The 22,318-nt window shown below is 65.7% G+C and carries 23 protein-coding genes; 1 reads left to right on the forward strand and 22 read right to left on the reverse strand.

The window, feature by feature from the left end; all coding sequences use genetic code 11:
• Positions 1-53: 53 nt before the first annotated feature.
• The 14 genes from BKY59_RS11735 to BKY59_RS17775 form a co-directional block, all read right to left on the reverse strand.
• Positions 54-1,289 carry a tail fiber domain-containing protein gene (locus BKY59_RS11735; protein WP_076071709.1) on the reverse strand — a complete coding sequence of 412 codons (1,236 nt, stop codon included), beginning with the start codon at positions 1,287-1,289 and terminating at the stop codon, positions 54-56.
• A 9-nt stretch (positions 1,290-1,298) separates the two neighbouring features.
• On the reverse strand, positions 1,299-5,456 hold the full coding sequence (locus tag BKY59_RS11740) for a hypothetical protein (RefSeq protein WP_076071711.1): 4,158 nt from the start codon (positions 5,454-5,456) through the stop codon (positions 1,299-1,301).
• On the reverse strand, positions 5,449-5,898 hold the full coding sequence (locus BKY59_RS11745; RefSeq protein WP_076071712.1) for a DUF6950 family protein: 450 nt from the start codon (positions 5,896-5,898) through the stop codon (positions 5,449-5,451). Before BKY59_RS11745 ends, BKY59_RS11740 begins: the two co-directional genes overlap by 8 nt.
• Positions 5,895-6,536 (reverse strand): hypothetical protein, encoded by a 642-nt coding sequence (locus tag BKY59_RS11750; protein ID WP_076071714.1) that lies wholly within the window; start codon positions 6,534-6,536, stop codon positions 5,895-5,897. The genes BKY59_RS11745 and BKY59_RS11750 overlap by 4 nt, the downstream gene beginning before the upstream one ends.
• The gene (locus BKY59_RS11755) at positions 6,536-7,129 is read right to left on the reverse strand and encodes a hypothetical protein (protein WP_129586363.1); all 594 of its coding nucleotides are present in this window, start codon (positions 7,127-7,129) and stop codon (positions 6,536-6,538) included. Before BKY59_RS11755 ends, BKY59_RS11750 begins: the two co-directional genes overlap by 1 nt.
• On the reverse strand, positions 7,126-9,285 hold the full coding sequence (locus tag BKY59_RS11760) for a tape measure protein (RefSeq protein WP_076071717.1): 2,160 nt from the start codon (positions 9,283-9,285) through the stop codon (positions 7,126-7,128). The genes BKY59_RS11755 and BKY59_RS11760 overlap by 4 nt, the downstream gene beginning before the upstream one ends.
• 178 nt (positions 9,286-9,463) lie before the next feature.
• Positions 9,464-9,583 (reverse strand): phage tail assembly chaperone, encoded by a 120-nt coding sequence (locus BKY59_RS18370; RefSeq protein WP_083672088.1) that lies wholly within the window; start codon positions 9,581-9,583, stop codon positions 9,464-9,466.
• Positions 9,583-9,966 (reverse strand): hypothetical protein, encoded by a 384-nt coding sequence (locus tag BKY59_RS11770; protein ID WP_129586364.1) that lies wholly within the window; start codon positions 9,964-9,966, stop codon positions 9,583-9,585. Before BKY59_RS11770 ends, BKY59_RS18370 begins: the two co-directional genes overlap by 1 nt.
• Before the next feature lie 17 nt (positions 9,967-9,983).
• Entirely contained in the window at positions 9,984-10,403 is a 420-nt protein-coding gene (locus BKY59_RS11775) for a phage tail protein (RefSeq protein WP_076071721.1), read from the reverse strand.
• 65 nt (positions 10,404-10,468) lie between these two features.
• On the reverse strand, positions 10,469-10,864 hold the full coding sequence (gene gp17, locus BKY59_RS11780) for a tail completion protein gp17 (RefSeq protein ID WP_076071722.1): 396 nt from the start codon (positions 10,862-10,864) through the stop codon (positions 10,469-10,471).
• Positions 10,857-11,396 carry an HK97 gp10 family phage protein gene (locus BKY59_RS11785; protein ID WP_076071724.1) on the reverse strand — a complete coding sequence of 180 codons (540 nt, stop codon included), beginning with the start codon at positions 11,394-11,396 and terminating at the stop codon, positions 10,857-10,859. The genes gp17 and BKY59_RS11785 overlap by 8 nt, the downstream gene beginning before the upstream one ends.
• Complete coding sequence (locus BKY59_RS11790; RefSeq protein ID WP_165374847.1) at positions 11,393-11,710, reverse strand: phage head closure protein; 318 nt, start codon at positions 11,708-11,710, stop codon at positions 11,393-11,395. The genes BKY59_RS11785 and BKY59_RS11790 overlap by 4 nt, the downstream gene beginning before the upstream one ends.
• Before the next feature lie 29 nt (positions 11,711-11,739).
• Positions 11,740-12,288 carry a head-tail connector protein gene (locus BKY59_RS11795; protein WP_076071728.1) on the reverse strand — a complete coding sequence of 183 codons (549 nt, stop codon included), beginning with the start codon at positions 12,286-12,288 and terminating at the stop codon, positions 11,740-11,742.
• Complete coding sequence (locus tag BKY59_RS17775; RefSeq protein WP_076071730.1) at positions 12,288-13,274, reverse strand: hypothetical protein; 987 nt, start codon at positions 13,272-13,274, stop codon at positions 12,288-12,290. Before BKY59_RS17775 ends, BKY59_RS11795 begins: the two co-directional genes overlap by 1 nt.
• Before the next feature lie 96 nt (positions 13,275-13,370).
• Between BKY59_RS17775 and BKY59_RS11805 the strand changes: the two genes are divergently transcribed.
• Positions 13,371-14,090: a type II toxin-antitoxin system HicB family antitoxin gene (locus BKY59_RS11805; protein ID WP_076071731.1), complete on the forward strand. Its 720-nt coding sequence runs from the start codon at positions 13,371-13,373 to the stop codon at positions 14,088-14,090.
• On the opposite strand, the gene BKY59_RS17425 is transcribed toward BKY59_RS11805, so the two are convergent.
• Genes BKY59_RS17425 through BKY59_RS11845 form a run of 8 tightly spaced genes read right to left on the reverse strand, consistent with a single transcriptional unit; the run spans position 14,087 to position 22,217 of the window.
• Positions 14,087-14,371, reverse strand: a complete 285-nt coding sequence (locus BKY59_RS17425) for a hypothetical protein (RefSeq protein ID WP_129586365.1) — start codon at positions 14,369-14,371, stop codon at positions 14,087-14,089. The genes BKY59_RS11805 and BKY59_RS17425 overlap by 4 nt on opposite strands.
• Positions 14,368-16,602: an SGNH/GDSL hydrolase family protein gene (locus tag BKY59_RS11810; RefSeq protein ID WP_129586366.1), complete on the reverse strand. Its 2,235-nt coding sequence runs from the start codon at positions 16,600-16,602 to the stop codon at positions 14,368-14,370. Before BKY59_RS11810 ends, BKY59_RS17425 begins: the two co-directional genes overlap by 4 nt.
• Positions 16,602-16,823, reverse strand: coding sequence for a hypothetical protein (locus tag BKY59_RS11820; protein WP_076071737.1), 222 nt, complete (start codon positions 16,821-16,823; stop codon positions 16,602-16,604). The genes BKY59_RS11810 and BKY59_RS11820 overlap by 1 nt, the downstream gene beginning before the upstream one ends.
• Before the next feature lie 51 nt (positions 16,824-16,874).
• A complete protein-coding gene (locus BKY59_RS11825) occupies positions 16,875-18,062 on the reverse strand; it encodes a phage major capsid protein (protein WP_076071739.1) in 1,188 nt (395 codons plus the stop codon).
• 28 nt (positions 18,063-18,090) lie between these two features.
• The gene (locus tag BKY59_RS11830; RefSeq protein WP_076071741.1) at positions 18,091-18,705 is read right to left on the reverse strand and encodes an HK97 family phage prohead protease; all 615 of its coding nucleotides are present in this window, start codon (positions 18,703-18,705) and stop codon (positions 18,091-18,093) included.
• On the reverse strand, positions 18,702-19,991 hold the full coding sequence (locus tag BKY59_RS11835; protein ID WP_083672090.1) for a phage portal protein: 1,290 nt from the start codon (positions 19,989-19,991) through the stop codon (positions 18,702-18,704). Before BKY59_RS11835 ends, BKY59_RS11830 begins: the two co-directional genes overlap by 4 nt.
• On the reverse strand, positions 19,988-21,880 hold the full coding sequence (locus tag BKY59_RS11840) for a terminase large subunit (RefSeq protein WP_083672091.1): 1,893 nt from the start codon (positions 21,878-21,880) through the stop codon (positions 19,988-19,990). Before BKY59_RS11840 ends, BKY59_RS11835 begins: the two co-directional genes overlap by 4 nt.
• Positions 21,831-22,217, reverse strand: coding sequence for a hypothetical protein (locus tag BKY59_RS11845; RefSeq protein ID WP_076071744.1), 387 nt, complete (start codon positions 22,215-22,217; stop codon positions 21,831-21,833). The genes BKY59_RS11840 and BKY59_RS11845 overlap by 50 nt, the downstream gene beginning before the upstream one ends.
• Positions 22,218-22,318 lie beyond the last annotated feature (101 nt).

Raw genomic sequence — 22,318 nt, forward strand, 5'->3', positions numbered from 1 at the left:
CGCCGCGCACGAGGCACGTTTCGAACATCGGTCGTCTCCTAAGATGGAAAGGGTCAGGCGGCCGCTTCGAGCGCGGAAAGGCGCTGTTCCTGCGCGGCGGCGATGAACATCGCGAGCTCGTCGTACCGCACGCCGTATCGCTCGCCGGGCGCGCGCGGCGCTGTTCCGGCGATGGCAGGGGAGCCGGGCTGTGCCTGTGCCGTCACCGCTCCACTCGCATCGCGTGCTTCCGCCACGGACGGCACTGCGGCGACGTCGGCGGTGCCCGCCACCGCTTCCCACGCGTCATAGCAGAGCAGCCCGTAGCAATCGGGATCGAGACCGTGTCGCGCCAGGATGGCGGCGACCTGCTGCGCCCGAACACCGACATGCAGGCGCGCGTCGTCGCCCTTCGCCGCGATCGACGCATGCCAGCGATAGACGCCGATCTCTCTGGCGATCTCCCGCGCGGCCGCCAGTTCGTCGTCGGTCAGCGCGCCGCGCCAGTCCTTGTCACGTTCGTCCGACGTGCTGATCGCTCCCGACGCGACATAGACCTGCGACCAGCGGCTGCCCGGACCGCCCAGCGCGACCGCGTTATCCGCGACGGGCACGAACGCGCTGCCGGTGGTCTGGGTGATGTCGCTCGATCCGACCCGCACCAGCACCGAGGCGCCAGCCGGCGCAGCCAGGCGCAGGCCACCCAGCGCGCAGATAAGCTGCAGGCCATAAGTCGGCTCGTAGCCGAGCGTGCTGAGGACCGCGCTGTTGCCGTTGTTGATGAACCGGACCTGCGACGTGTTGTCGCCCCGGCCGATCAGGTCGACCGTGTAGGCGGTCGCCGGGTCCGTGTAGATCGCGAAAGCGCTGTAGAACTGCGCCGCCAGCCGCCCGCCGAGTGTGACCCCGATGCCGTTCGCCGTCGTCCGGTAAAAGCCGGTGTCTTGGTCCGCCCCGAATGTGATGGCCGGGACCGTGACGCCGCCGTCGCGGAACCGACCAAGCTCCGCATTCTCGGCGATCAGGCTGTATCGCTGGATCAGCGCGATGACCTGGCGGCTCGCATCGACCGTGGGGCCGATCGTCGGCTGGATCTGGTAGGGCTGGCCTGCCGCGCCGACGCCGCCGTAAGGCCGGGACAGGGTCAGTAGCGTGTCGGCCGAAACCCCCGCGATCTCATAGGTCCGGCCGTCCGGCCCGATAAAAGCGTCGCCGGCGAAGACGTTGCCGACAAATGCGGTGTCTGCGCCGTTAACGGCCGGCGACCCACTGGCCACCGAGACGGTGCCAGTCGCGTACCAGATTGCCATGTGTGTTTCCTATTCTTCCGACGAGACGATGGTGATCGATTGGGTGATCGGGTCGCCGAAGCTCATCGCGTTGCGGAGCGTGAGGCGGGCGCGGTACTGATAGCCGTCCGTCTCGGTTGCGTTGTCCGTGTAGGTGAGGCTTCCGCCCATCTGCTGAGCGTAGAATCCCGCTTCCTGCGGGTTGGGCGGGTCGTAGCCGTAGGTTCCGGTGACCCGCAGCGTGGCCACGGTGGAGAAGGACCCACCCACCAATTTCTCAAGAACGAGCGTCGCGGTCGGGTTCTCCGGCTGAAAGCTGCCCGGCGGCCCGCGGGCGATGCTGATCTGCGCTGCGAAAGCGTAGCTCAACACGATATCCTTGCGACCACCGTTCGACCGGAACGGGCCGAGGACAGCCTGCGCATCGGCGGCCGTGCTGGATCCAGTGGTCGCGTTGCCGAGCTCGCCCGCCGTCAACGACCCTCCGAAATACGCATCGCCGCGGATCGTCAGATACGAAATCGCATTGGCTCGGGTGCAGCTGGCGATCGGCATTGTCGGACCAGACCATTCGAGCAGATCGCCTGCGCCGCCGAACCCGACGCCAAGCACCTTCATGTGCGTGCCGCTGTCGAAGATCAGTTTGCCGGTGCCGACCCGGATGATCCCAGCCAGGATCGCGAACTCGCTCACGCCTTCCCCCGCAATGAGCCCAAACCCGGCGATGATCGGGTTGCCGGCGCTGTCGGTCCCCTGAATCTTGACCGTATATTCGCCCAGCACGCCGTTGATTGCGGATGCGTTCGCAAGCAGCGCCTGCTCCACGGTCACCCCGCCGCCGCCCGCGCCGTCCAGCCGCGCCGCCACCTGCGCGACGAGGCCAGCATTCGCGTTGTCCCGCTCGACGCTGGCGCTCGCCTCCTGCGTCACGCGCGCATCGACCGCGCCGACTTCCCCGGTCAGGTCGGCACGCACCTGATCGGTCCTGGACGCGTTGGCCTCGTCGCGATCGACCGACGCTTCGTTCACCGCAACGACGGATGCAGCAATCTGGCCGTCCGTCGCGTCGAGCCCTGCCTTGACCTCTTCGATCCGGCGCGCGCTCGCTGCGTCACGTTCGACGGCGGCCTCGTGAACATCGGTGATCGATGCAGCCAGCGCACCGTCGGTCGCGTCAAGCGCTGCCCGGACCGTCTCGATCCGATCCGCATTGGCCGCGTCGCGCGTCACGGATGCGCTGTCCTTTTCCGCGACGTCGGCGCTGATCGCGGCATCCGCGTCCGCCAACCCCGCCCGTACCGCCTCCAGGGCGGTCGCACTGGCGCTGTCGCCATCGACGCGCGCCTGCCGGTCCGTGACCGACTGGGCATCGATGCGGTCGACCTGACCCGCGATCGAGGCTGCCAGCGTTTCGATCTGGCGGACCACCGCGTCGTCGCCGGTCGCCCGGGCCAGCGTCTCGGCCGAGTAGAGCGCCATGAGCGTCTGCGTGGTCGCCGCGAACTTCGCGGCCAGCTGCAGCCGCTGGCCCGCCTCCGCCGCATCGCCGTCGACGAGCCGCGAATAGAGCTCGGACCGTGCGGTCGCGAGCATCTCCAGCGTGTAGCGCCGGTCGGCCTCGCCCGCGACGACCGCGCCTAACTGGGCATAGGCGTTGTCCGCCGCGGCACGGACACTGTAGCGCGCCTGGCTGAGCTGCGTCACGACCGAGGACACGTCTCCGAGCGCGGTCAGCACCTGTTCGGCCGACGCGACGCGTGCGCCCAGCGCGTTCAGCACGGTGCTGTCCGCCTTGGTCGATACGGTTCCTGCCAGCGCGTCCAGCACTTGGCTGACTGTCGTCACCGTCTGCGACAGCGTCGTCAGAGTAACCGCGTCCGCCTTCAACGCGACCTGACCGTTCAGCGCATCGATATCGATCTCGCTGGCCGTGATCCGGGCGATGATCTGTTCGAGGCCGACCGTCTGGGACGGGTCGAGCTGCGCCAGCACGATCTGTTCGTTCACATAGGTCCGGGTCGCGGACAGCGTGATCGCGGCCTGCTGCGCCGCCAGCGTGATCGCCACCTGCGACAGTGTCTCCGCCTGGCGGTCGATCGCGTAGATCCGCGCCGTGCCGGTCACCGGGTCGATGACGATGCCGGCGTCGCGGAGAACATCGCGCGTGCGCTGCGCGTCCAGCGATAGCAGCGTCAGCGCATCAGTCAGCGACATCAGCGCCCGGTCGATCTGGCGCGATGCGGACTGCGACGCTTCCGCCAGCGCCGCGGTCCCGGCTGCCACCTGACGATCGCCGGCCTTGGCTGCCTCGCGGACGACCGCCAGCGCCGCGTCGGTCACGCCGCCGGCTGCCTCGAGGTCGAGCGTACCGAGCGGGACGATCGCGTTGCCGAGACGCTGCAGCAGGCGGCCGTCCGGGGTCAGGCTGATAGCGTCGTTCAGGACGTCGTCGGGGTGGACCGGTGTGACGCCGTCCGGCCCGTACAGATTACCGGGGATCTGATCGGTCCCGAGATAGGCCCCGTCCGCTTCCGCAACGGCAAGGATGATCGCGTTGTTCAATGGGTCGTATCGCACCGGCTCTGCTGCAACGACCGCGGCGCTGTCGTCGCGGTCCCAGACATAGATCTGCTGATGCTCGACAGTCAGGACCATCGGGCAGGTGCCGTCCATGGTCGGCTGCTGCTCCTGGATCCGGAACAGCGCGCGATCGAACCCGAGCGGAGAGAAGGTGAAGGGCAGGACGTCGCCTACCTGATAGGCCCAGGCGCGCGCGCCGAACGTCGCCGTGAACGTCCGGTCATATTGCTTGCGCTGTAGCACCTGCTTGGCGATCCGCTGGGCGCGCGCCGCGTCCTCGATCATGGCGAGATCGAGCGTCATGACCCGGTCGATGCCATCCGGGCTCGGCAGACTGACCTCCGGATAGTCGACAAGCTGATACAGCGAGGCCGGCGACGGATCGGTGTAGCGTCCGCGGACGATGTTGTACGTCTGCTCCAGCGCCGGATCCGGGTTCCATGTGAAGGGGGACAGGACGTCGTCGTCGGTCAGACCGTCGTCGGTCGCCGCGGCCGCGAGATCGTTATGCATGACGCTGAGCGACAGCTTGCCGCCACCGTCGCGGAACCGCGCATTGCACCCGACCGCAAAGGTCTGCAGCACGGAGCCGGGATCATCGCCTTCCGACGTGACGCCCGCGCCGGTGTATCGGGTCTGCATGCCACCGCTCGCCAGCTGGACCTGCTCATCGGCGAGGTTGGCGGCCTCGATCCATTCGACCAGATTCAGTCTGTCCGCGGGCAGGCCGCGCCCCACCGCCAGCTTGCCGTTGATCCGCCACCCGAGCAGATACCACAGCGCCTGCAGCGTCAGGTTCTCGCCGATCGTCGCGCCGTCGTCCGTCACATAGCGCCATGTCGATTGGTCAGCGGCACGCATGGGGCCAGACCCGCCCGGGATGGTGCTGTCGCGGCGCGGATCGTACAGCTTGGCACCTCGGCCGGTGATCGTCATGCGACCCGGCAGTCCGCCCGAGAACGGGCTTTCCGCCTTCTTCCCGTTGCCGGTCCGCTTGATGCGAAGGTGCAGGTACGCGCATCCGGTCAGACGTCGCGACGATCCCCATTTGCCGCCGCCGTTAATCGCGATGGCATTGCCCGCCGAGCCTTCGAGCACAGGGTTCACCGACAGGTAGTTGCGATACTTGCCCTGAACGTCCCCCTCGGCCCGCCAGGCGATCGTGTCTTCGAGCCAGATCTCATCAATGCTCTGCACCGCGTGGCTGGCAACAGCGATGATGTAGTCGATATATTCCTGGTTCTCGCCGGACGGCTCGACGTAGCGGATATCGGTCGCCATCGCGGTCTGCCCGAACACCATCTTGCGCGGTGCGGACGGCACCATCGATGCGTTCAGCCGATCGATCTGGGACAGCGAGACCGACGGTGCCTTCGCGAACGCCTGGCTGACACCGCTCAGCGCGATCGACGCACCAGCCGCCAACGCCATGGCGCCGATCGCGGTCGTGGTCAGCGCCGTCCCGATCGCCGCTGTCGCAACGGTGACGCCTGCAACCGTTCCCGATGTCGCTGCGATTGACGGCAGGATCGAAGCGCCGCCAGTCAGGAAGGCCGCGCCGATGATCGCCGCGCCGATCCCTATCTTGATCAGGGCACCTTTACCCATGACGCTGCTCCCCTGCGAATGGCACCGCCCATGCGTGCGTCCAGTTGTCGCCACGCGGCAGCCGGATCAGCCCAGCACGTTCATCAGCCGTGCCCGGCGCGGCGACACCGGGCGTCACCGCGAACCGGCCCATGTTCACCGCCAGGTTGCCCGCGATCATGACGAGGTCACCGCGCTGCGCCTGCGCCGGTGGGATCGCGGCGAACTTCGCCGCCATCGTGTCGGCCAGCGTGCCGGCGCCGTACCGACGAAGCGCCGTGACCGCGCCGCGCCGCGTGGTGTAGCGGCCGCGGAACTCGTCCATTGTCTCGACCCCGGTCATGGCCGCAACGGCACCCGCCGCGAATGTGCAGCAATCGTGCTCGCCCCAGGCGAACGCCAGAGCGCGCAGCGGCTCCATGTAGGCGCCGAGCCGCGCTTCCCAGTCAGGCAGCCGGATCATGCCATCGCTCGCTGTACGCCGCGGATAATGCCGCTGCTGCCACCCGACGATCCGGTCAGCCCGGCACCGGTGCCGCCGTTCGCCATCGCGATCGACGCCTCGGCCGACAGGTCGCCGGGATCATATTCGGCCTGGCTCAGATAGGACCGGTTCGACGCCTGCGTCAGGAACGCGAGATAGCTTTCGATATCGAGGCTGATGGTCTGGCTGTCCGCGCTGCCGATGATCTTCGGCACCGACATATAGCCTGTGTGGAACGGCCAGATCGCACCGATCCGCGTCAAATGCTCGTCGTAGAGCGCAAGCCAGAGCCGGGCAGGGCGGCCCTGCCAGTTGGCCTTGTTGCCGATCAGGTTCATCAGGTCCGTGTCGATCCCGATCAGGCCCGACATCTGGACGGTGACGGTATCGGTGCCGCCTTCCTTCGACTTCACCGGCGACACGGCGACGAAAGTCGGGTCAACCGCGTCGAACACGTGACCGTCGAGATCGGGATCTCCGGTGCCGCTGATGTCGACGCTGTACGGCGCGGTGGTCGCGCGCACGGGGTCGCCCAGGATGTCGAGATAGGCGAACATCACCGGATGGATGACGTCGCGATCGAGCGCGGCGGCGGTGTCCATGTCGGGCCGGGCCATCAGTAGGATTCCTCGCAATCGAACGAAACAGCATATTGCTGGCCGACGTCAGCCACCCAGCCAGCCTCGTCACCCGTCATCGACATGAGCGCGTAAGGCCGGCGAACCTCGATCTCCGCGCCGTTCGCGGCTGCGCGGCGCAGGAACGGTTTGAACCGGAGCGTTGCTGTACCGGCATCATCGGCAACGACGTCCTGCATCAGCATCAGCAGCTGGTCCGCGATCGTCACGAACTGGCCACGTCGCAACTTCACGCCAGCGCCGCCCCAGCCGTTGGTCACGACCGCGAAACCACCCTGGCCAGCGCCAGCAACGCGGACGGTGACACCGACGATCTGATCGCGCTCGCAGGCGATGACCCGAAAACTGTTCGCCTGCCCGTTGCAGTCGACGGCGAACGCCCGCCAAGCGTGGATCTTCGGCTCCCCGATGATGGGTGGCAGCGTGACCTTGGCAGTCCAGCGCGGGGCGGTACCCAGAATGGTCACCTTGCGGCGACCGGTGAACTCGGACCGGTTGACCTGCGTCGGCTGGCGCAGGTTCCACGCCACGGTCCGCGGGACCGGGCTGGCGGGCATAGCGATGACAGTCATCCCGGACTCCCCGGCAAGTAGGATCGCCGGGCCGACCGCTGCGCATCGGCGGACCCAAGCTGTGCGCCGATCTGTGCTGCCGCGACGCCGCTCTGCTGGGCCATCGCCTGCATGTCCGCGTACAGTTTCTCGGTCAGCACCGAGCCGCGCATGTCGACCGTCTGCATGATGGTGACCCCGCCGCCGCTACCGCCGCCGCCGATCTTGTGGTTCGGGATGATCGTACCGCGCGTGTTGGGGACGAACATCTCCGCGCCGCGCTCGCCGACCATGTAAACGCTCGACGGATCCACCGGCCCGCCGGCCGCGCGTGCGCCGCCGAAGATGCTGGAGCCGATCGATAGGAGCGACCCGACGAACCCACCGGACGCGCCGCCGGCCGCGCCCCCCAGGGCATTTCGCAAGCTGCCCAGCAACGGCTCGACAATCAGCATCTGCAGAACGAGACGCTGGAACTCGCCGATCAGGTCATCGAACGACAGGTCGTTCAAACCTAGTAGCGACCCGACTACATCCTCGCCCAGCCGATCGATTTCGCGCGTGTAGTTGACGATCCGGTCTGCCTCTTCCGGGGTCAGGATGCTGCCGATATCGACATCCTCGATCCCGGTACGCAGGTTATCGAAGGATGCTTTCAGCGTGTCGACGTCTGTCGCGCCGTCCGACAAGATATCGAAGGTGCCGATCTGGATTTCGTTCGAGGCGAAGATGCCGCCGGCTTCTTCGCGAACCCGATCTGCTATTGGTCTGACGCGGGCAGCTGCCGGTTTACGGGTCGCCCCGCTCGCACGCTTCGCTGACGTTGAAGTAGCGGCACTGACCGGACGTGGTGCTGCTGCTGCTGTCGTTCGTGGCCCGTAGCCAGAGGTGATGTCGCCGGCCCGACGGAACCCGAACCGTTCGTCCAACGCTTCGTCACGCAATTCGCCTTCACGAACAGCTTTCGTGCGGTCGTAGCTTCGCAGAAATACTCCGCGGCTATCGGACGGCGCGGAAAGGCCCTTTTGGCTCTGCCCCGCGTAAATTGGTATTCCACCGATATTCAATCCGGATGGCTGACCACCAGCCAAAGGATTGATGGACATTCCCCGCCCGAAGTTGCGGATCTGGTCCACTGCGCCGAGGACCGACGAAATCTCTCCGCGCAGCCCCTGAAACTTGGCGCGGATGAAGGAGATCGCTTCGTCGCCACCAATTTTCAGCGGATCGAACGCGTCGTACAGTCCGGCCAACACGGACCGCACCTCCACTCCAAAATCCGTAGCCCGGTCCCCAAGGGCGGCAAAATCGTTTGCGCCCTGCATCGCGAAGTTCGCGAGCATGGTCGAGAAATCGCCGCCTCGGTCGAACGCGCCGAACGTCAGAACGGCTGAGTTGTTGACCTGCGTCATTGCCTCTGAAAATGTGACGGGCATTTCGCGAAACTCCGCATCAATGCCGGCCGTGAATTTTGTGTCCGTCAGGGCTCTGAACAGGACGTCCGCTGTCAGCTTGCCTTCCTCGGCCAAGGCGCGGAGCTGGCCCTGTGGCAATCCCATGCTGTCGGCGAGCAGTTTCAAGATGCGGGGGCTGGCCTCCGCGATCGAGTTGAACTCGTCGCCACGCAACGCGCCGGACGCCAGCGCCTGCCCGAACTGCAGCGTCGCCGACGACGCCTCCCCCGCATCGGCCCCGCCAATCTTGAGCGCCTTCGAAAACGTCTCCGTCGCACGGGCTGCCGTTTCCTGCGAACGGCCCGTCTGCTCTGACGCCCGGACGAACGACCCGTAAAGAGCGGTCGTTTCAGACAGCCCCGCGCGCGTCGCCTGTGCGATGCGAGCAACATCCTCCTGCGCGACGCCGAACGACCCGAATTCGCGCGTAGCCAGCCGCAGTTGCGCCTGAAGCGACTTAAACTCGTCGGCGACGGCAATGAACTCGGTTGCCAGTTGGCCGATCCCAATTCCACTCACCGAAGCCAGCAAGCCCGATTTCAGCGTGCCGAGCGACCCTCCCAGTCCGGCGAAGCTGCTTTCGACCCGGTCTAGCCGGACGCTCGTCTCGCGCTCGAACCCAGCGATCGCACGATCTGCATCGCCAATGCTCCGGCGCAGCAATTCGGTCGACGCCGAGATCTGCAGCTGGAGCTGCTTCACATCGATTGACGAAGAAGCCATGAGATTACCTTTGAACGAGGCGCTTATGCGTTGGGTTATTTTGGTTGCCGCCGTCGCATGCTCGGGGTGTCAGTTCATCCCCGACACGGCAGCGAAGCGAGTTGCAGACGAAACTAGATGAACTGACAAAGCAAACTCTCGCGATCCAACAGTATTGCCCCGGAAATAGCGTCCGCGGTCAAACCTCTCGATCCTGACTTCGAGCGACTAGCAGTTCGCATGCCGCATAGAATTCATGGGGCGTTGCCCGCCAGAACGTATCCGGAGACCAACCCAAATCGACGATGGCAATTGCCATCAGGCGGCGGTGGGGATCGCCGGAATATTCTTCCCCACCTTCTTGGCTTCCCCCTCGATCGTGTACCCGCCGCCCGCCGCACGCATCAGAACCAGCGCCAGCTGCAGGCTGATGCCGAAAGATCCGGCTTCGTAGATCAACTGGGCGATCCGTTCTGGCCGCACCCTGGCCATGTCGGCATCTTCGTTGGCCTTCGCATGCGCCCGGATCAGCTCGGCGGCGACGACGCCCATCGTCTCCAGGGTCAGAGCATTGCTGTTGGCGGCGTCCGCCAGTTGATATCGCGTCATGCCGGTAGCGCGCTCGAACGCGACGATCGCTTCGAAGCTCGGACGCAGCGGATACTCGGTATCGGCGAGCGTCAACACGGCCTCGCCGCGCACCTCATTCGCGCTCCCCATCAGATTTCGTCCACGGTGGGGGCGGTCGCGGCGTTCAGCGTGGCGGACGTGCCGACGGCCGCGTTCTGGTTGCCGTCGGTGTTGCCGAACACCGTGTACATCTCGCATTCGAACACGACATTGTCCTCGGCGAACGGCTTCTCGCGGACCTGGTAGATCGTCGTATCGCCGCTGGCGTCCAGCGACTTCATCCGCGCGTATGCTGTGTCGGGCAGGTCGGGGATGAATGACTGCGCGAGCGACAGCGTCTTGGGGCCGGGGGCAGACGCGCCATACTGGCCAGTGTCCTTCGTTCCCAAATCGATCGGCGACGAACTGCGATTGATCGTCAGGTTGCCCTGACCCTGCGGCTGCGCGAAGGTTTCCGCGCCGGCGGCCTTCACGAACAGCCGCAGGTTGTTGCCGAGCTTCTTGGCCATGATCGTTCTCCATGCAGAAAAACCCCGGTGACGCGGGGCAGGGGGGGAATAGAAGTCGGGCCGGGTCAGCCCGGCTGGACGAGGATCTCGTAAGTCTGGCTGCCGCCGTAGGTGACGCCGTCGTCCGCCGCGCCGGTCGCCGAGCTGGTCCAGACCGGATCGCCGAAACTGGCGCCGTCCGCGGCGATCGACTGTCCGTCAAGCGCCTCGCGACCCGCGTGCATCATCGCCAGCAGGTCACGGCGCTTCTTGCCCCGGTAGACATAGTTGATCTCCAGGACATGCTGCTCCAGCCCGCCATCCTTGCCGCCGAACGCCTCCGCCTCGATGTCGCCGACGACGATGAACGGCGGCTGCGCGCCCTCGGGAACATGCTGATAGACCGCCGCCAGTTCGGGCGGGACCGCGGCAGACAGCGCGGCGAACGCCGCGTCCTGAGTGGAAACGAGCAGGTCAATCATCGAAGCTGGCTCCCGATGCCGCGGCGGTCAGGACATCGTCCCAGTAGGTATTCAGCGAAGTGGTCAGTCCGCCGCGCAACGCCGCTCGTTTCTTGAAAACGAAGGGTCGGGCGCCCTGTGCACGGACGCGCAGCTGGTAGGTCGCCGCGATGTCCTCAGCCTTCTTCTTGCCGTTACGCAGACCCTTGCCGCCTGCCCTACGTCGCCGGACCGTGACGGTCTGGGCCTTTCGCCCGAACTCGATGAACCGGCCGTAGAACTGTTTGCCGACGAACTGGTCGCCCCTCAACTTAATCGCGCCGTTCGCGCGCTTGCCGATGAACCCGACTTTCAGCCGGAGGGACTTGCGGCTCAGGTTCTTCGACAGGCGCGACCGCAGAAAGCCCGTCTTGTAGGCCACGTCTTGGCGCATCGCCGCCAGAACCTTCGAACCGTAATCGTCCAGCACATCGGCCATGCCGTCGCGCGCGGCGTCGGGCAGGGCGCGCAGCAGCTTGCGGACGCCGGCCGCGCCCTTGACCCGCCCCGTCACGTCATTGCCTGCGCGTTCGCGGTGTCTGCGAGGATCAGCAATGCGACGCGCTTGCCGTCAGGATCGTCGGCCGACCGGACGTTCAGCGTCTTCCCGTCGTGCAGAATCTGATCGGACACCCGCACGTCGGCGCCGTACCGCACCACGATCTTGTAACTGGACACGCCCTGCATCGCCTGAGCAATCAGGGCCTCGCGACTGGCTAGACTGGTGACCTCCGCGTAGAGCGTGGCAATCGGCTGCCACTCGTCGTCATAGCCGCCGCGGCCATCCGAGACTTCGACCGACCGGTTGACTGTGATCCGGTGCCGCATGCGGCTCGCGAGGTTCGGCCGATCCCCCATCAGACGACCACTCGCCGGTCCGACCGACAGATGGACTCGGCCGCCGCAATGACTTTGGCGGAATAATCACCGTCGCCGCGGTTCTCGAAATCGTCGGTGATCAGCAGGCGCATTGCTCGGATGAGCCGACCCGGCACTTCGTCCTCGGCATAGCCCGCCTGCATCGTCACCGTGACGATCGACGACGTCGCCGCGCCCGCCGCCGCGCGCCCGAACTGGCCCCACCCCGATGGCGCTACGAGCCCCAGCTGGGCAGGGCGCTGCATGGGCGACACGACATAGTTGGACTTGTCCAGCGTGACGTTGCCGTCGGCGGCGAGATAGTCGACCCGCGTCACCTCTACGTTCGGCCAGGCGTGCAGGTCGACCGTGCCGGACAGCGAACCGAACACCTCGGCCACCTCGCGGCGGACGAGCAGGTGGCCGGTGTAACGCTCGACCCATTCGCGCGCCGCGACGATCGCCTGCTCGATCAGCAGATCCTGCGCGGCATCCGGATCGACGCGCAGCTGGGCGCGCGCCAGTTCCATCGAGACCGGCTCGGCCATCAGGCGACCGCGATCTCGTAGCGCAGCGTCAGCCGCGCCGTGGCACCCGAGGCCAGCGAGCCGAGCGCGAACGTCAGGTGCAGCAGGTCGTCCGCCTTGCGACCGGGCGCGACCGGCTGCGGCACGTCCCATGCGCTCGCCTTGTACGGGTCGAGCATCAGCGGCGGACCGAACGGCTGGATCGATGCACGTGCGCGCGGGTCGTCGCTGCTTAAGGTCAGCGTGACACCCGAGGCCGTGGCGCTGACCGCAGCCGGCGCAACGATCGCGTTCGTCGTCTTGAAAGCGTCCGGGTTCGCGTCATGGTCCGGATCGATCAAGCGCATGTAGCGCAAGTCGGTCAGCGTCTTGGTGGACGCGTTCACGATCGCGACGTCGATGGTCAGGACGCCGCCCGCCAGCGTCATGGTCTGCAGGATGTGCAGGTCGGCAGTATCGCCGACCCACGTCACGCGGTCCGGCTCCGGCAAGATCTCGCCGGTCATCTGGGACGGGCCGAGCCGCTCCGCATTGACCACTCGGACGATCTTGGCGCCAACCTGATACGCGACCACGAACGCCTCGACCGGCGTGCCCTTCAGCATCGCATCCCCCGCGATGTCTTCGCCCTTGGCGCCGATCGCGACCATGCCGACGCGCAGGAACCCGCTGTCCCGGTCCGTGATGATGCCCGCGGGCGCCGACGCGCGCGTGCCGAGCGTGCCACTGGCGTTGAGACCGACAGCCAGGCGATCCGACTGCATGAAGGCCTCCGCGCCGATATAGTCGATCCGGGCCGTTGGGCTGGGGATAGGTGTGGGGATAGCTGTGGGAGAGGGCGGTGCATAACCCTTCCGCCAGTAGAGCCAAGAGCCGTTCGGCTGCTGGCCCTTGTCGATCCAGACGGCACCCTTCGGACCGAGGCCCGGGACTTTGCCGCTGGACGTGATCTGACCGGCGACCTTGCCGACCAGATGCGTGGCGCTGGTGAACGTGTTCGAGGTCATAGCCGTAGAACATCCTTCTTGTGGTCTGAGTGTGTATCGGGTTGCGTCACTCGGAATAGGTGTGTATTGGGAGCACACCGTTAGCGGAGATTTTGCATGTTTGAAAATTCCTATCCGGCCTTGCTGTTGGGCGGACGAGATCACTGGTCTCTCGAGTTTCCCGATATTCCCGGATTGATGGACGGGGTGATCGAAGAATCGCAGCAGCTCCTCGTCGAGCGAGCCACAACAGAGCTGTCCAAACACCTGAACTATCTGCTTGCTGAGAATATGCCCCTGCCTCCCCGGTCCGAACTGGACGATGTCAATCAAGATGATGGGGTTGGTCGGCTCTTGATCCGCGCGGACATCGTCGGAAGGTCGACGCGGGTGAATATTTCCTTGGATATGGGTCTTCTCGCCCAGATTGATCGGCACACCACGAACCGATCAAAATTTCTGGCAGAGGCAGCACGATATATGCTCGCCGAGCGCACTGCAGATCGTGTCCGAAATCTGATCGCAGTCCATGAGACCATTGATCGGTTTATCGCCGCGGCCATCGAATCAAGAGGTAACGTGTTTTCGGAGTATCGGAGACCATTCGAACGCGTGAAGCTAAGCCCGCCGCCTATGGTGTCGTTCAATTCTCAAGCAACCATCGACGAGATTTGGGACACGTATCTTCGTCTCAATAATCTGGATTGGCGCGACCTTGAAAACAGAACTCCGACGCCGGATCAGCAGATCGAGATCAATCGCTTGATCGAGAAGCTTCGCCAGTTGCAGTTGCAGTCTCTCGCGTGCTTCTACGTTGATACGAAGGAAATCCTTTAGGGCTGGTCGCCTGACAAAAGGATGGCAGAATGGTCGTCATCAACGTCGGCCAAGCTTACCGGAGCGGGAATTTTATACCCCCGCTCCAAGAACCAGGCCCGTGCTTCGACCACTTCCCGTCGAAGCTTCAAAAGCAGCGTCTCACGATCCGGTGCCCATGATCCAGTGAAGCCGCTGGGGTCGTGGAAATCTACTAGAACGCCCTCCCACCGCCACTCAGGACGATGCCCCGGTCCGCGGTCACGGATCGACGCCCGGTAATAGCGCGCGGTATCGGTCATGCCCGGTCCCATCCCTTCGACTTGATGAATGCCGCGATGTACTGGCCTTGCAGCTGGTAGCCCTGCCCGGTCGGGTGGGTGCCGTCGGACCGCAGCACGGTCGGGCAGGCCTGGTTCGCGAATGCGGCGGCATCCGGGTACGGGCCGTCCGGCGCGCCGGCCTGCCACAGGGCCTCCGACAGCTTGCAGTAATAGTTCGGATAGGCGGCCTTCAGCTGCGCGTCGGCGGTCTCGACGGCATCCGTCGCCGGGTCACCCGAATAGCCGCTGGCCGTCGTGCGGTAGCGGCCCAGCACCACGATCCGGCCGTTTCCCGCCGTCACGCCCTGCGCCTGTTCGGTCGCTGCGACCATCTGTGCAATCGCATCGTAGACCGACGTCGCGGCGGCCGACCCGGTCGCGGGGCCGGTGCCGTTGGTGAAAAGATCGCCGATGACGGTGACTTTCTGGCGCTGGACTGTGACCGGCAGGCCGGACGTGCCAGCCGGGCTGAGATCGCGACCGTTCAGGAAACGGTCGAGGATCTGGTTTGCCGTATCGCCGCCGACGCCGCCGTTCGAACACGACGCCCCCGCGTTGCCGCCGAAGTCGTCGTTATAGCCGAGCGCGTTCCCGATCTGCCCAGAGAAGCCGTTCGTGATCGAGTTGCCCCAGGTCTGGATGCTGATGACCTTGCCGAGGAAGTCGGCGGTCGAGGGCGCGCGCGCCTTGAACCGATGACCTGCGTTCAGACCGGCGACGAGGTCGGTGTTGGCGTCGCCCGCGATCCCGTACTTCCAGGCGAGCATGCCTTCGATGAGGCGGGAACCGTACCGCTGGCCCACGCCGCCGGGGAAGGCGTCGAGGTTGACGCGGATAAGGCGACCGAGGTCGAACCGTGCGCCGGTATTGTTGCTGTACCCGCCGATCGTGTCGGTCGTGGTGGTGCTGCCGGGCGGCGAAGAGGGCGAACCACCCTCGGTCATCGGGTCGGCACCGTTCCAGTTGCCGCGATGACGACTGGCCTCTTGGCGGAGCGACATCATCGCGGCGGTGCCGGCGGTAAAAGTCGTCAACGAGATGCCGCCGGACGCGCCACCAAGGCCCGAGATGCCGATCGTGTTCTGCGCCGGCTGCGACGTCGCGTTGGCCATCGTGACCTGCGTGCGGGCGCTGTCGCTGGGACGCGGGAACTCGATTGCCACCTTTGTGGTCGCAAGGTTCGTCTGGTTCGCGTTGCGGCGCATGACGCCGAACATCCCCTGCAGTTCCCAGAGCGGAGCCGCGTTGGAGGTCAGGCCCTGATATTGCGACGAGCCGGATAGGAACTGGACGGCCGGCAGCGTGCCACCCCAGCCGGTCGGCATCAGTGTCGGCTGGGCGACCGCGGTCGCCTGCGCCATCGCTCCGGTGCCACCGGCCACTTTGTTCGCCCAGGACGAGACCTTGCTCGATCCATCGGCCGTGACGTTCACGGCCGGATCCAGATCGAACACGTTGGCCGCGCCGATGATGCTGGCGATATGCGTGATACCGAGTGCTGCCGCCGCGACAGTGGCCGCCGCGGTGGTGGCAGACGGGGCCGACGCGCCGGACGCGTTCACGCCGATCGTCTGCACCGCGAGCGTCTTGCCCACGTCCTCGCCTCGCCGGGTATAGGCGGGTTTGGTCGCCAGCGGGATCGCGGCGCCGTCACGCGTCCACTGCCAGCGCACATACGAAGTCGCGCTCATATTGCTGTACGACGGTGCCGTCGCCAGCATCGTATCGCCCTCGTTCACTCCGCCGCTGATCGTTGGGTTGCCGGACGCAACCGGGACTCCAACACCGGGGGTCGGCGTAGGCGTCGGGGTTGGGGTGGGCGTTGGGGTAGGCGTCGGAGTGGGCGTCGGTGTTACTAATGCCGCAGCCGTGGTAACCGAGAAAGTCCGCGGCACGCTGTCGATCGTCACCGTTGCGGTCGCGATCGTGCCAGCACTGGTCGAGCTTGTCAGCCGCACCTTCAACGTGTCGCCGTTCGCGACCGTGGTGCCGGCCGTCGAGTAGGCGCCGCCGTTCTTCGCATAGGATCCGCCGTTGATCGTGAGCGGCACCGAGCCGGTCAGGTTCAGCAGCGTGACGGTGCTGCTTTCCACGACCGCGCCGAGCGCCGCGTCTATGATCGCGAGAAAGCCGCTCGCCGCGGCGGTTGCAGCCCGCGCGGCCGGGTTGGACATACCGGTGGGGCGGAGGGAGCGCGGGCTGCGAGCCATCAGTTCAGTACCTTTTTTGCGCGTGCGGGCCTCTCGTGAACGACCGACGCATTCGCCGGCGCGGTTGCCGGCTCGGCATCCGCCACGTCGGGATCCGCTTCGTCGTTGACGGGCTCGATCGCGGTGGATGCGAGCAGCGGCGCTGCCTCGTCGATCGACATCTCGCGCACGTCACCGACCGCCACCCCATCTAGGGGGCGGGTGAACCGATAATTCTTCATGAAATGGTCTCCCTGATAGCGGGGCGAGCGATCAGCCCGCCCCGCCGGTCATCAGAACGCGCCGTAGACGAAGGCTTCCGGCCGGTAGATCGCCAGCGCCAGACGCTCTTCAGCCAGAATTGTTACAAGGTTCATGACGAAGTTGTCGCGGTCCTCGCTCGACACCGTCACCGCCGCCTGCATGCGGTCGAAGATCTGCGCCGCCATGTTCCAGGCACCCGTCGTGAACCGGCCAGTCGCCTGCGACTGCGTCTCGACGGCGGGCAGGCCCCAGATGCGCAGACCGGGTGCCTCGGTGGGGTTGGAGATCAGGTAGCCGTTCGCGGCATCCTTCAAGACCTCCATGTTTGCGGCGTCGATCGGGTTCAGCACGAAGCCCGACGCGGGATATTCCGCCAGTGCCACCTGCAGGATAGCCATGCGCAGCTTGTCGAGCTGCTGCACCGGCGCGGTGGCACCGGTGGGCAGCACGTAGGGAACCGCCACGGCGTTGATGCCCAGCAGGTTGTTGCCGACGCCATTGCCGTTCAGCAGCTGCGCGTCTTCCTTGAAGGCCAGCCCGTACCGCAGACGGACGTCGATCATGGACCGGAGCGCGGGTGCGTCCGCCAGGATCTCGGTCGAAGCACGCATCCAGTGCGCGATCTTGCGGACGCTGGCCGTCTTGGTCGTGTACTTCAGGCTGGACTCGGGCTTCAGACCACCTTCCGGCACCATGTCGGCGCTGTTGGTGAAGCCGCTTTCCTGCGGATACTCGACCTGGCTGGACGCCGTGCTGCCGGGGGCGAGCAGGTCGCGGATACGCAGCTGGCGGGTCGGCGGCGTCGTGAGCATGCCGGCGACGCGCTCCGCGCGGTACAGCGCACCGGCCGAACCGTCGGCGTTGGTCGACAGCGACGTGATCGCCTTCATCTCGACCGTGATCGAGCGGCCCTGGGTGATGTTGCCGTTCAGCGCCTTGAACTCGTCGGAGTTCGTATAGGCCTCGCCTGGGGTGGCGATGACTTCCTCGTCGGAACCGCGGCGGGCTGCCTTCTGCTCCAGATCGTCGAGGCGGGCCTTCGCCTCGTTCATTCCGATAATCGCGGTGTCCGCGAGTTCCTTGGCGGTCTGCGACAGCGGCGTGCCGCGCTCGGCTTCGGCCAACGCCTTTTCGGCGATCGCCTTAACCTGGTCGTGCTTGGTGTCGAACGCGGTCTTGAGTTCGAGCGCGAGCTCGCTCGGAGTCTTGTCGGTCATTGGTTGCCCTTTCGGCAGAGATGAAAGATCAGGCCCGGAGCATACTCAGGAACTCCATTGCCTCGTCGATCGCCTTCGCCTCGGGGTCCCCCCGAAGATGCGGCGCACAGGCAGAGGCCATCGCCGTTGCCTTGGCTCGGGAAAAACCTGCGTCTCGCAGATGATCCTCGAAATCACGGACGGTCGGCAGATCGCCGACGCCCAGGATGTCTTTGAAGCTCATGACGCGCGTCCGATCGTTCATCGGGATCGTCACAAGCGAAATCTCGTGCAGCGCGACGTGAAGCAGATGGCGGGACTTGCCCTCCATCCGGTGTTTCAACGTCTTGAAACCCATCGACATTCCGGCCAGCGCGCCGGAACGCACGTCTTCGCGAGCATCTTTGCCGGTCTGCGACGTGGAGAAACGGCCCTTCGTAAGCAGCCCGTCCGAAACTTCTTCGAACGAATGCCACGCGCCGGCCGGGCGCTTCTGATCATGGAACAGCAGCATCGGGAGGGACTTGCGGCCCTGCAGGTCGATCGCTCCCTTGGCGACAATATCGCCACCGTGGTCGACGTTGCCGAACCCGACCGCGAGACCTGTGATATTACCGTCGTCGTCGATCGACTTGGTGTCGAGAGCGAAATCGAGTTCGTTCATGGCGTCGCTCCTGGGGCCGGCAGCGCCGGGGTCGCCGTGATCGGCTGGTTCTGGACCTGCATGCGAGGAACCTCGCCGCCGGCGACCGGCGGCAGGCCTTCCAGCGCGCGGACTTCGTTGATCGACATCGCGCCCATGCCGGTCATGGCGGTGTAGAAAGTGGCGCGTGCGGCGCTGTCAGCACGCAGGAAGCCTTCGAGGTTGAACTCGATCGACACGCCGTTGCGGCGGTCCACCGGGGTCAACAGTTGCTTTTCTAGCGCTCCCTCAATGCGCTTCAGCCGCTTGCGCAGCTTGAACTTCAACAGCGACAGCGTCTGGTCTGTGATGCTGCTGCCCAGCGAACTGTTGCCCTCGGTATGGCCGACCAGATGGGGATCGACTTCGAACACGCGGCAAATATCCGTGACGCCGAACTTGCGGCTCTCCAACATCTCGGCGTCGGCCGGATTGATGGACAGCTGCTGCCACTTCAGACCGTTATCGAGCAGCATGGGCCTACCGACATTCTGCGCGCCGACGAACTTCTCCTGCAGCAGCGCTTCCAGTTCCGGTCGCTGGGTACCCGTCAGCGGCTTGTCGATCGACATCACGCCGCTGGAACGGACGCCGTTCGCGAACATCGAACCAGAGGCCCGATCTACCGCCATCGCGCTGGTAAACGACCGCCGACAGGTGGCGAGCGGCGAGAGGCCACCAAGCGGCCCGCCGCCGAAGCCGCGGATATGCAGTATCGACTCCTGCGCGACCCTGCGGTCCCGGCCGTTGTCGTTCCACCGGTAACCGAGGTCGCCCGACGGAAGGCGCGACACGTTCATGAGGTCCGGGCGGACTGGCGTCAGCGAGACGATAAAGCCATCATCACGCTTGCCGATCTCGGCGTAGGCGTTGCCATGCAACTCGATGCACGCGGCCATGAACTCCCAGAAATCGAACGCGGATTGATCATAGTTCGGGCTGTCGTGCAGGAGCCAGAAAAGCGGATGATCGCGTGCCTCGACCGCGACGCCGTCGGGGCCGTTCCGGTAGACCGCGATCGGCAGACCGGCGATGTTGCCGGCCCAGAAACTGACGCAAGCCCAGGTGGCGGACAAACTAAGCGCCGCGCCGACGCCGTTCCCGCGATAGTCGTCGTACGTCTCGGTCGTGATCCTGTTCGTGATGAAGTTGTCGCGGTCGCTGCGAGCGCCGTCGGGGCCCTCGACGGTAACGCTCTTGCGTTCCAGCGACAGATCGCGCCGGGCCTCCGCCTCGGCAGCACGTGCGGACAGGCGGTAACCCGTCATGCGCGCATGCTCGCGATCCAGTCATCAACGGAAGCGGAAGTCGGAACAGCCATCGCAACCCCCAGCGCCATTGCCAACGCCACCGCGGCGTCGATCTTGTTCGTGGCCCGCTCTTTGGCGAGCCAGTGATTGCCCCAGCGGTCCTCGTCTGTGACCGCCGACATCATGGCGGAGATCAGGACCCGGTTACGGCGGAGGCGAATACGTCGTTCGAGCAGCGCGCTTTCGAGCTCGCGGACCGAGCCGGGCATCCAGAGACCTTCAGGTTCCCGCCCGGCCTGCCTCGCCGCATCCTTCATCGCGTCGGTCGGCTTGCCCTTCTTGGTGCCGCCCTGGGGATGCTCGACGAATGGGATCGACAACCCCATCCGCGTGCATTCTTCTTCGAACCGTCGGAACGCGTACCGGTCGTAGCCGACCGCCCCGATCTCGAACTCGCGGTCATCGTCAGCTAGCGACTGGGCGACGTGATCGAACCGGATGCTCTGACCCTTGGGAGCCTGAAGGTGGCCGTCGCGAACCCAGGTCTCGTACGGTGCCTTGTCCTGAAGCGCCCGCTGAGCAAGCGTGTCGCCCGGCGTCCATGCTTCGATCCAGGCATCGTAGGTCGGCTTCGTGATCGTCGACGTGACACCGTCGACCGTGATCTCGACGTCGACTGTGCCCGTCTCGACGACGCATCCCTTCGCCGTGATGTCCCGGTTCTGCGAAAGGTCGAGGCCGATGCTGATCCGCTTGCCGTAATGCTCGGCGGGGTCGAAATCGGCCAGGCAGGGTTCCAGCACTGCGCGCGACATCCACGCCGCGTCGGCATCGGTCCACATGCAGAAGTGCAGGCGCAGGATCCCGTTGAGCTTGCCGGGCAGGGCCTTCGCCTGGGCGACGACACCGGCCAGATAATCCTCGGTCAGAATAGTGCCGAGCAGTGGGTTCGCCTTCGCCCAGCATGACGGGTCGTTCAGTGGATCGTCGCCCGGGTCGAGCGAACAGACGAAGCTGAACGTGGTGTCGTCGATGACCTCGCCGACATAGGCGAAGTCCTCGCCCGGCGTCGCGGTGCCGGCGGCGACGCGCACCGCGTGCTCGTGCTCTTCCCAGCATATCGAGTTCCGGTCGCTGCCGCTGTTCGTGATCATCAACAGCAACGGCTGCCGGCGGAACTTGAACCCGCGCTCGACCATCTCGATCGCGTCGCGGTTCGGCGCTTCGTGAACCTCGTCGGCCAGACCGATATGCGGGCGGAGACCGGAGCCGGACTTGCCCGCGGACCGGCTGAGTGGCCGCATGAACGACCCGGTGCCAAGATGCGCCAGATTGTGGACCCGGCCCGGCCCGCCGCTCTGCGTGATGCGGCGCGACAGGTCCGGTGACTGATCAACCATCGCGACGGCATCCCGAAAGAGGATCATCGCCTGGTCGCGGTGGGCCGCCACCGGGTAGATTTCCGCGCCCGGTTCGTTGTCCGCCATCATGCCGTACAGGCCGATGCCGGCTGCGAACGGCGACTTGCCGTTGCCCTTGCCCTCTTCGATGTACGCCCGACGAAATCGGCGGGTGCCGTCTGCACGCTGCCAGCCGAACAGGCATCCAACCTTGAACGCCTGGCTAGGCGCGAGCAGGAACGGCCGACCCTCAAACTGGCCGCCGTTCAGCCGCAGCTTGGTCTCGAAGAACCGGATGGCGCGCTGGGCTGTCGGCAGGTGGAACCGCAGTCCGCGTGCGCCGCCCTGTTCGAGATCGTCAAGATGACGACGGGCAGCGTTGCGAATGTGCGGTCCGGCGACGATCTCGCCCGCCACCACGGCGCGCGCCCAGTCCGTTGCTCGATCCTCGGCGGGGTCAGCAGCTACCGTCTGCCCCGAAGAACTCGTCCGGCTCCGCTTCGTCATCCGGCATGTTCACCTTGCTACGATCGGTCGGCGTCGCGCCCAGCTTCGACAGCACGGACTGGTACATGCTCAGCTTGGTGACACCGGGGATATCGCCCGCCAGCATCTCGCCGCGCACCATCGATGCGATTTCCAGCAGCGCCTTGTCGGCCGCGGTCAGCCACGGCAGCTCGGACCGGAAGCGGTCCCAGGCGCGCTTGGCGTGAAGGTCGAGGTGCGCCGGCGCGCCACCCAGCGGGGCGGAGGCCGGTTCCTTCCGATCTTTATGCCGTCCTGGATTGCGGAGCGCGGCGCCGGTCGCTTTGGCCTTGCCGGCCGGCAACCGTCGTGCCGCCATCGCCTACCCCTGAATTTTGAACTGTGGATGTGAAAAGTTTTGGATGGTGCGGTGTCCAGGGCAATGACCCCCCGGAGTTTTTACCCACCCCCCCGGTCTGG

The organism is Sphingomonas montana (genome assembly GCF_001956315.1).
Lineage (GTDB): Bacteria > Pseudomonadota > Alphaproteobacteria > Sphingomonadales > Sphingomonadaceae > Sphingomonas_R > Sphingomonas_R montana.

Excerpts from the sequence above, each read along its gene's own strand:
- BKY59_RS11805 (WP_076071731.1), top strand. The coding sequence starts at position 13,371 with ATGTTTGAAAATTCCTATCCGGCCTTGCTGTTGGGCGGACGAGATCAC.
- gp17 (WP_076071722.1), bottom strand. The coding sequence starts at position 10,864 with ATGATTGACCTGCTCGTTTCCACTCAGGACGCGGCGTTCGCCGCGCTG.
- BKY59_RS11820 (WP_076071737.1), bottom strand. The coding sequence starts at position 16,823 with ATGAAGAATTATCGGTTCACCCGCCCCCTAGATGGGGTGGCGGTCGGT.
- BKY59_RS11830 (WP_076071741.1), bottom strand. The coding sequence starts at position 18,705 with ATGAACGAACTCGATTTCGCTCTCGACACCAAGTCGATCGACGACGAC.
- BKY59_RS11840 (WP_083672091.1), bottom strand. The coding sequence starts at position 21,880 with ATGACGAAGCGGAGCCGGACGAGTTCTTCGGGGCAGACGGTAGCTGCT.
- BKY59_RS18370 (WP_083672088.1), bottom strand. The coding sequence starts at position 9,583 with ATGGCAATTGCCATCGTCGATTTGGGTTGGTCTCCGGATACGTTCTGG.
- BKY59_RS11835 (WP_083672090.1), bottom strand. The coding sequence starts at position 19,991 with ATGACGGGTTACCGCCTGTCCGCACGTGCTGCCGAGGCGGAGGCCCGG.
- BKY59_RS11760 (WP_076071717.1), bottom strand. The coding sequence starts at position 9,285 with ATGGCTTCTTCGTCAATCGATGTGAAGCAGCTCCAGCTGCAGATCTCG.
- BKY59_RS11810 (WP_129586366.1), bottom strand. The coding sequence starts at position 16,602 with ATGGCTCGCAGCCCGCGCTCCCTCCGCCCCACCGGTATGTCCAACCCG.
- BKY59_RS11795 (WP_076071728.1), bottom strand. The coding sequence starts at position 12,288 with ATGGCCGAGCCGGTCTCGATGGAACTGGCGCGCGCCCAGCTGCGCGTC.
- BKY59_RS11755 (WP_129586363.1), bottom strand. The coding sequence starts at position 7,129 with ATGACTGTCATCGCTATGCCCGCCAGCCCGGTCCCGCGGACCGTGGCG.
- BKY59_RS17425 (WP_129586365.1), bottom strand. The coding sequence starts at position 14,371 with ATGACCGATACCGCGCGCTATTACCGGGCGTCGATCCGTGACCGCGGA.
- BKY59_RS11775 (WP_076071721.1), bottom strand. The coding sequence starts at position 10,403 with ATGGCCAAGAAGCTCGGCAACAACCTGCGGCTGTTCGTGAAGGCCGCC.
- BKY59_RS11745 (WP_076071712.1), bottom strand. The coding sequence starts at position 5,898 with ATGATCCGGCTGCCTGACTGGGAAGCGCGGCTCGGCGCCTACATGGAG.
- BKY59_RS17775 (WP_076071730.1), bottom strand. The coding sequence starts at position 13,274 with ATGACCTCGAACACGTTCACCAGCGCCACGCATCTGGTCGGCAAGGTC.
- BKY59_RS11740 (WP_076071711.1), bottom strand. The coding sequence starts at position 5,456 with ATGGGTAAAGGTGCCCTGATCAAGATAGGGATCGGCGCGGCGATCATC.
- BKY59_RS11790 (WP_165374847.1), bottom strand. The coding sequence starts at position 11,710 with ATGCGGCACCGGATCACAGTCAACCGGTCGGTCGAAGTCTCGGATGGC.
- BKY59_RS11845 (WP_076071744.1), bottom strand. The coding sequence starts at position 22,217 with ATGGCGGCACGACGGTTGCCGGCCGGCAAGGCCAAAGCGACCGGCGCC.
- BKY59_RS11750 (WP_076071714.1), bottom strand. The coding sequence starts at position 6,536 with ATGGCCCGGCCCGACATGGACACCGCCGCCGCGCTCGATCGCGACGTC.
- BKY59_RS11735 (WP_076071709.1), bottom strand. The coding sequence starts at position 1,289 with ATGGCAATCTGGTACGCGACTGGCACCGTCTCGGTGGCCAGTGGGTCG.
- BKY59_RS11825 (WP_076071739.1), bottom strand. The coding sequence starts at position 18,062 with ATGACCGACAAGACTCCGAGCGAGCTCGCGCTCGAACTCAAGACCGCG.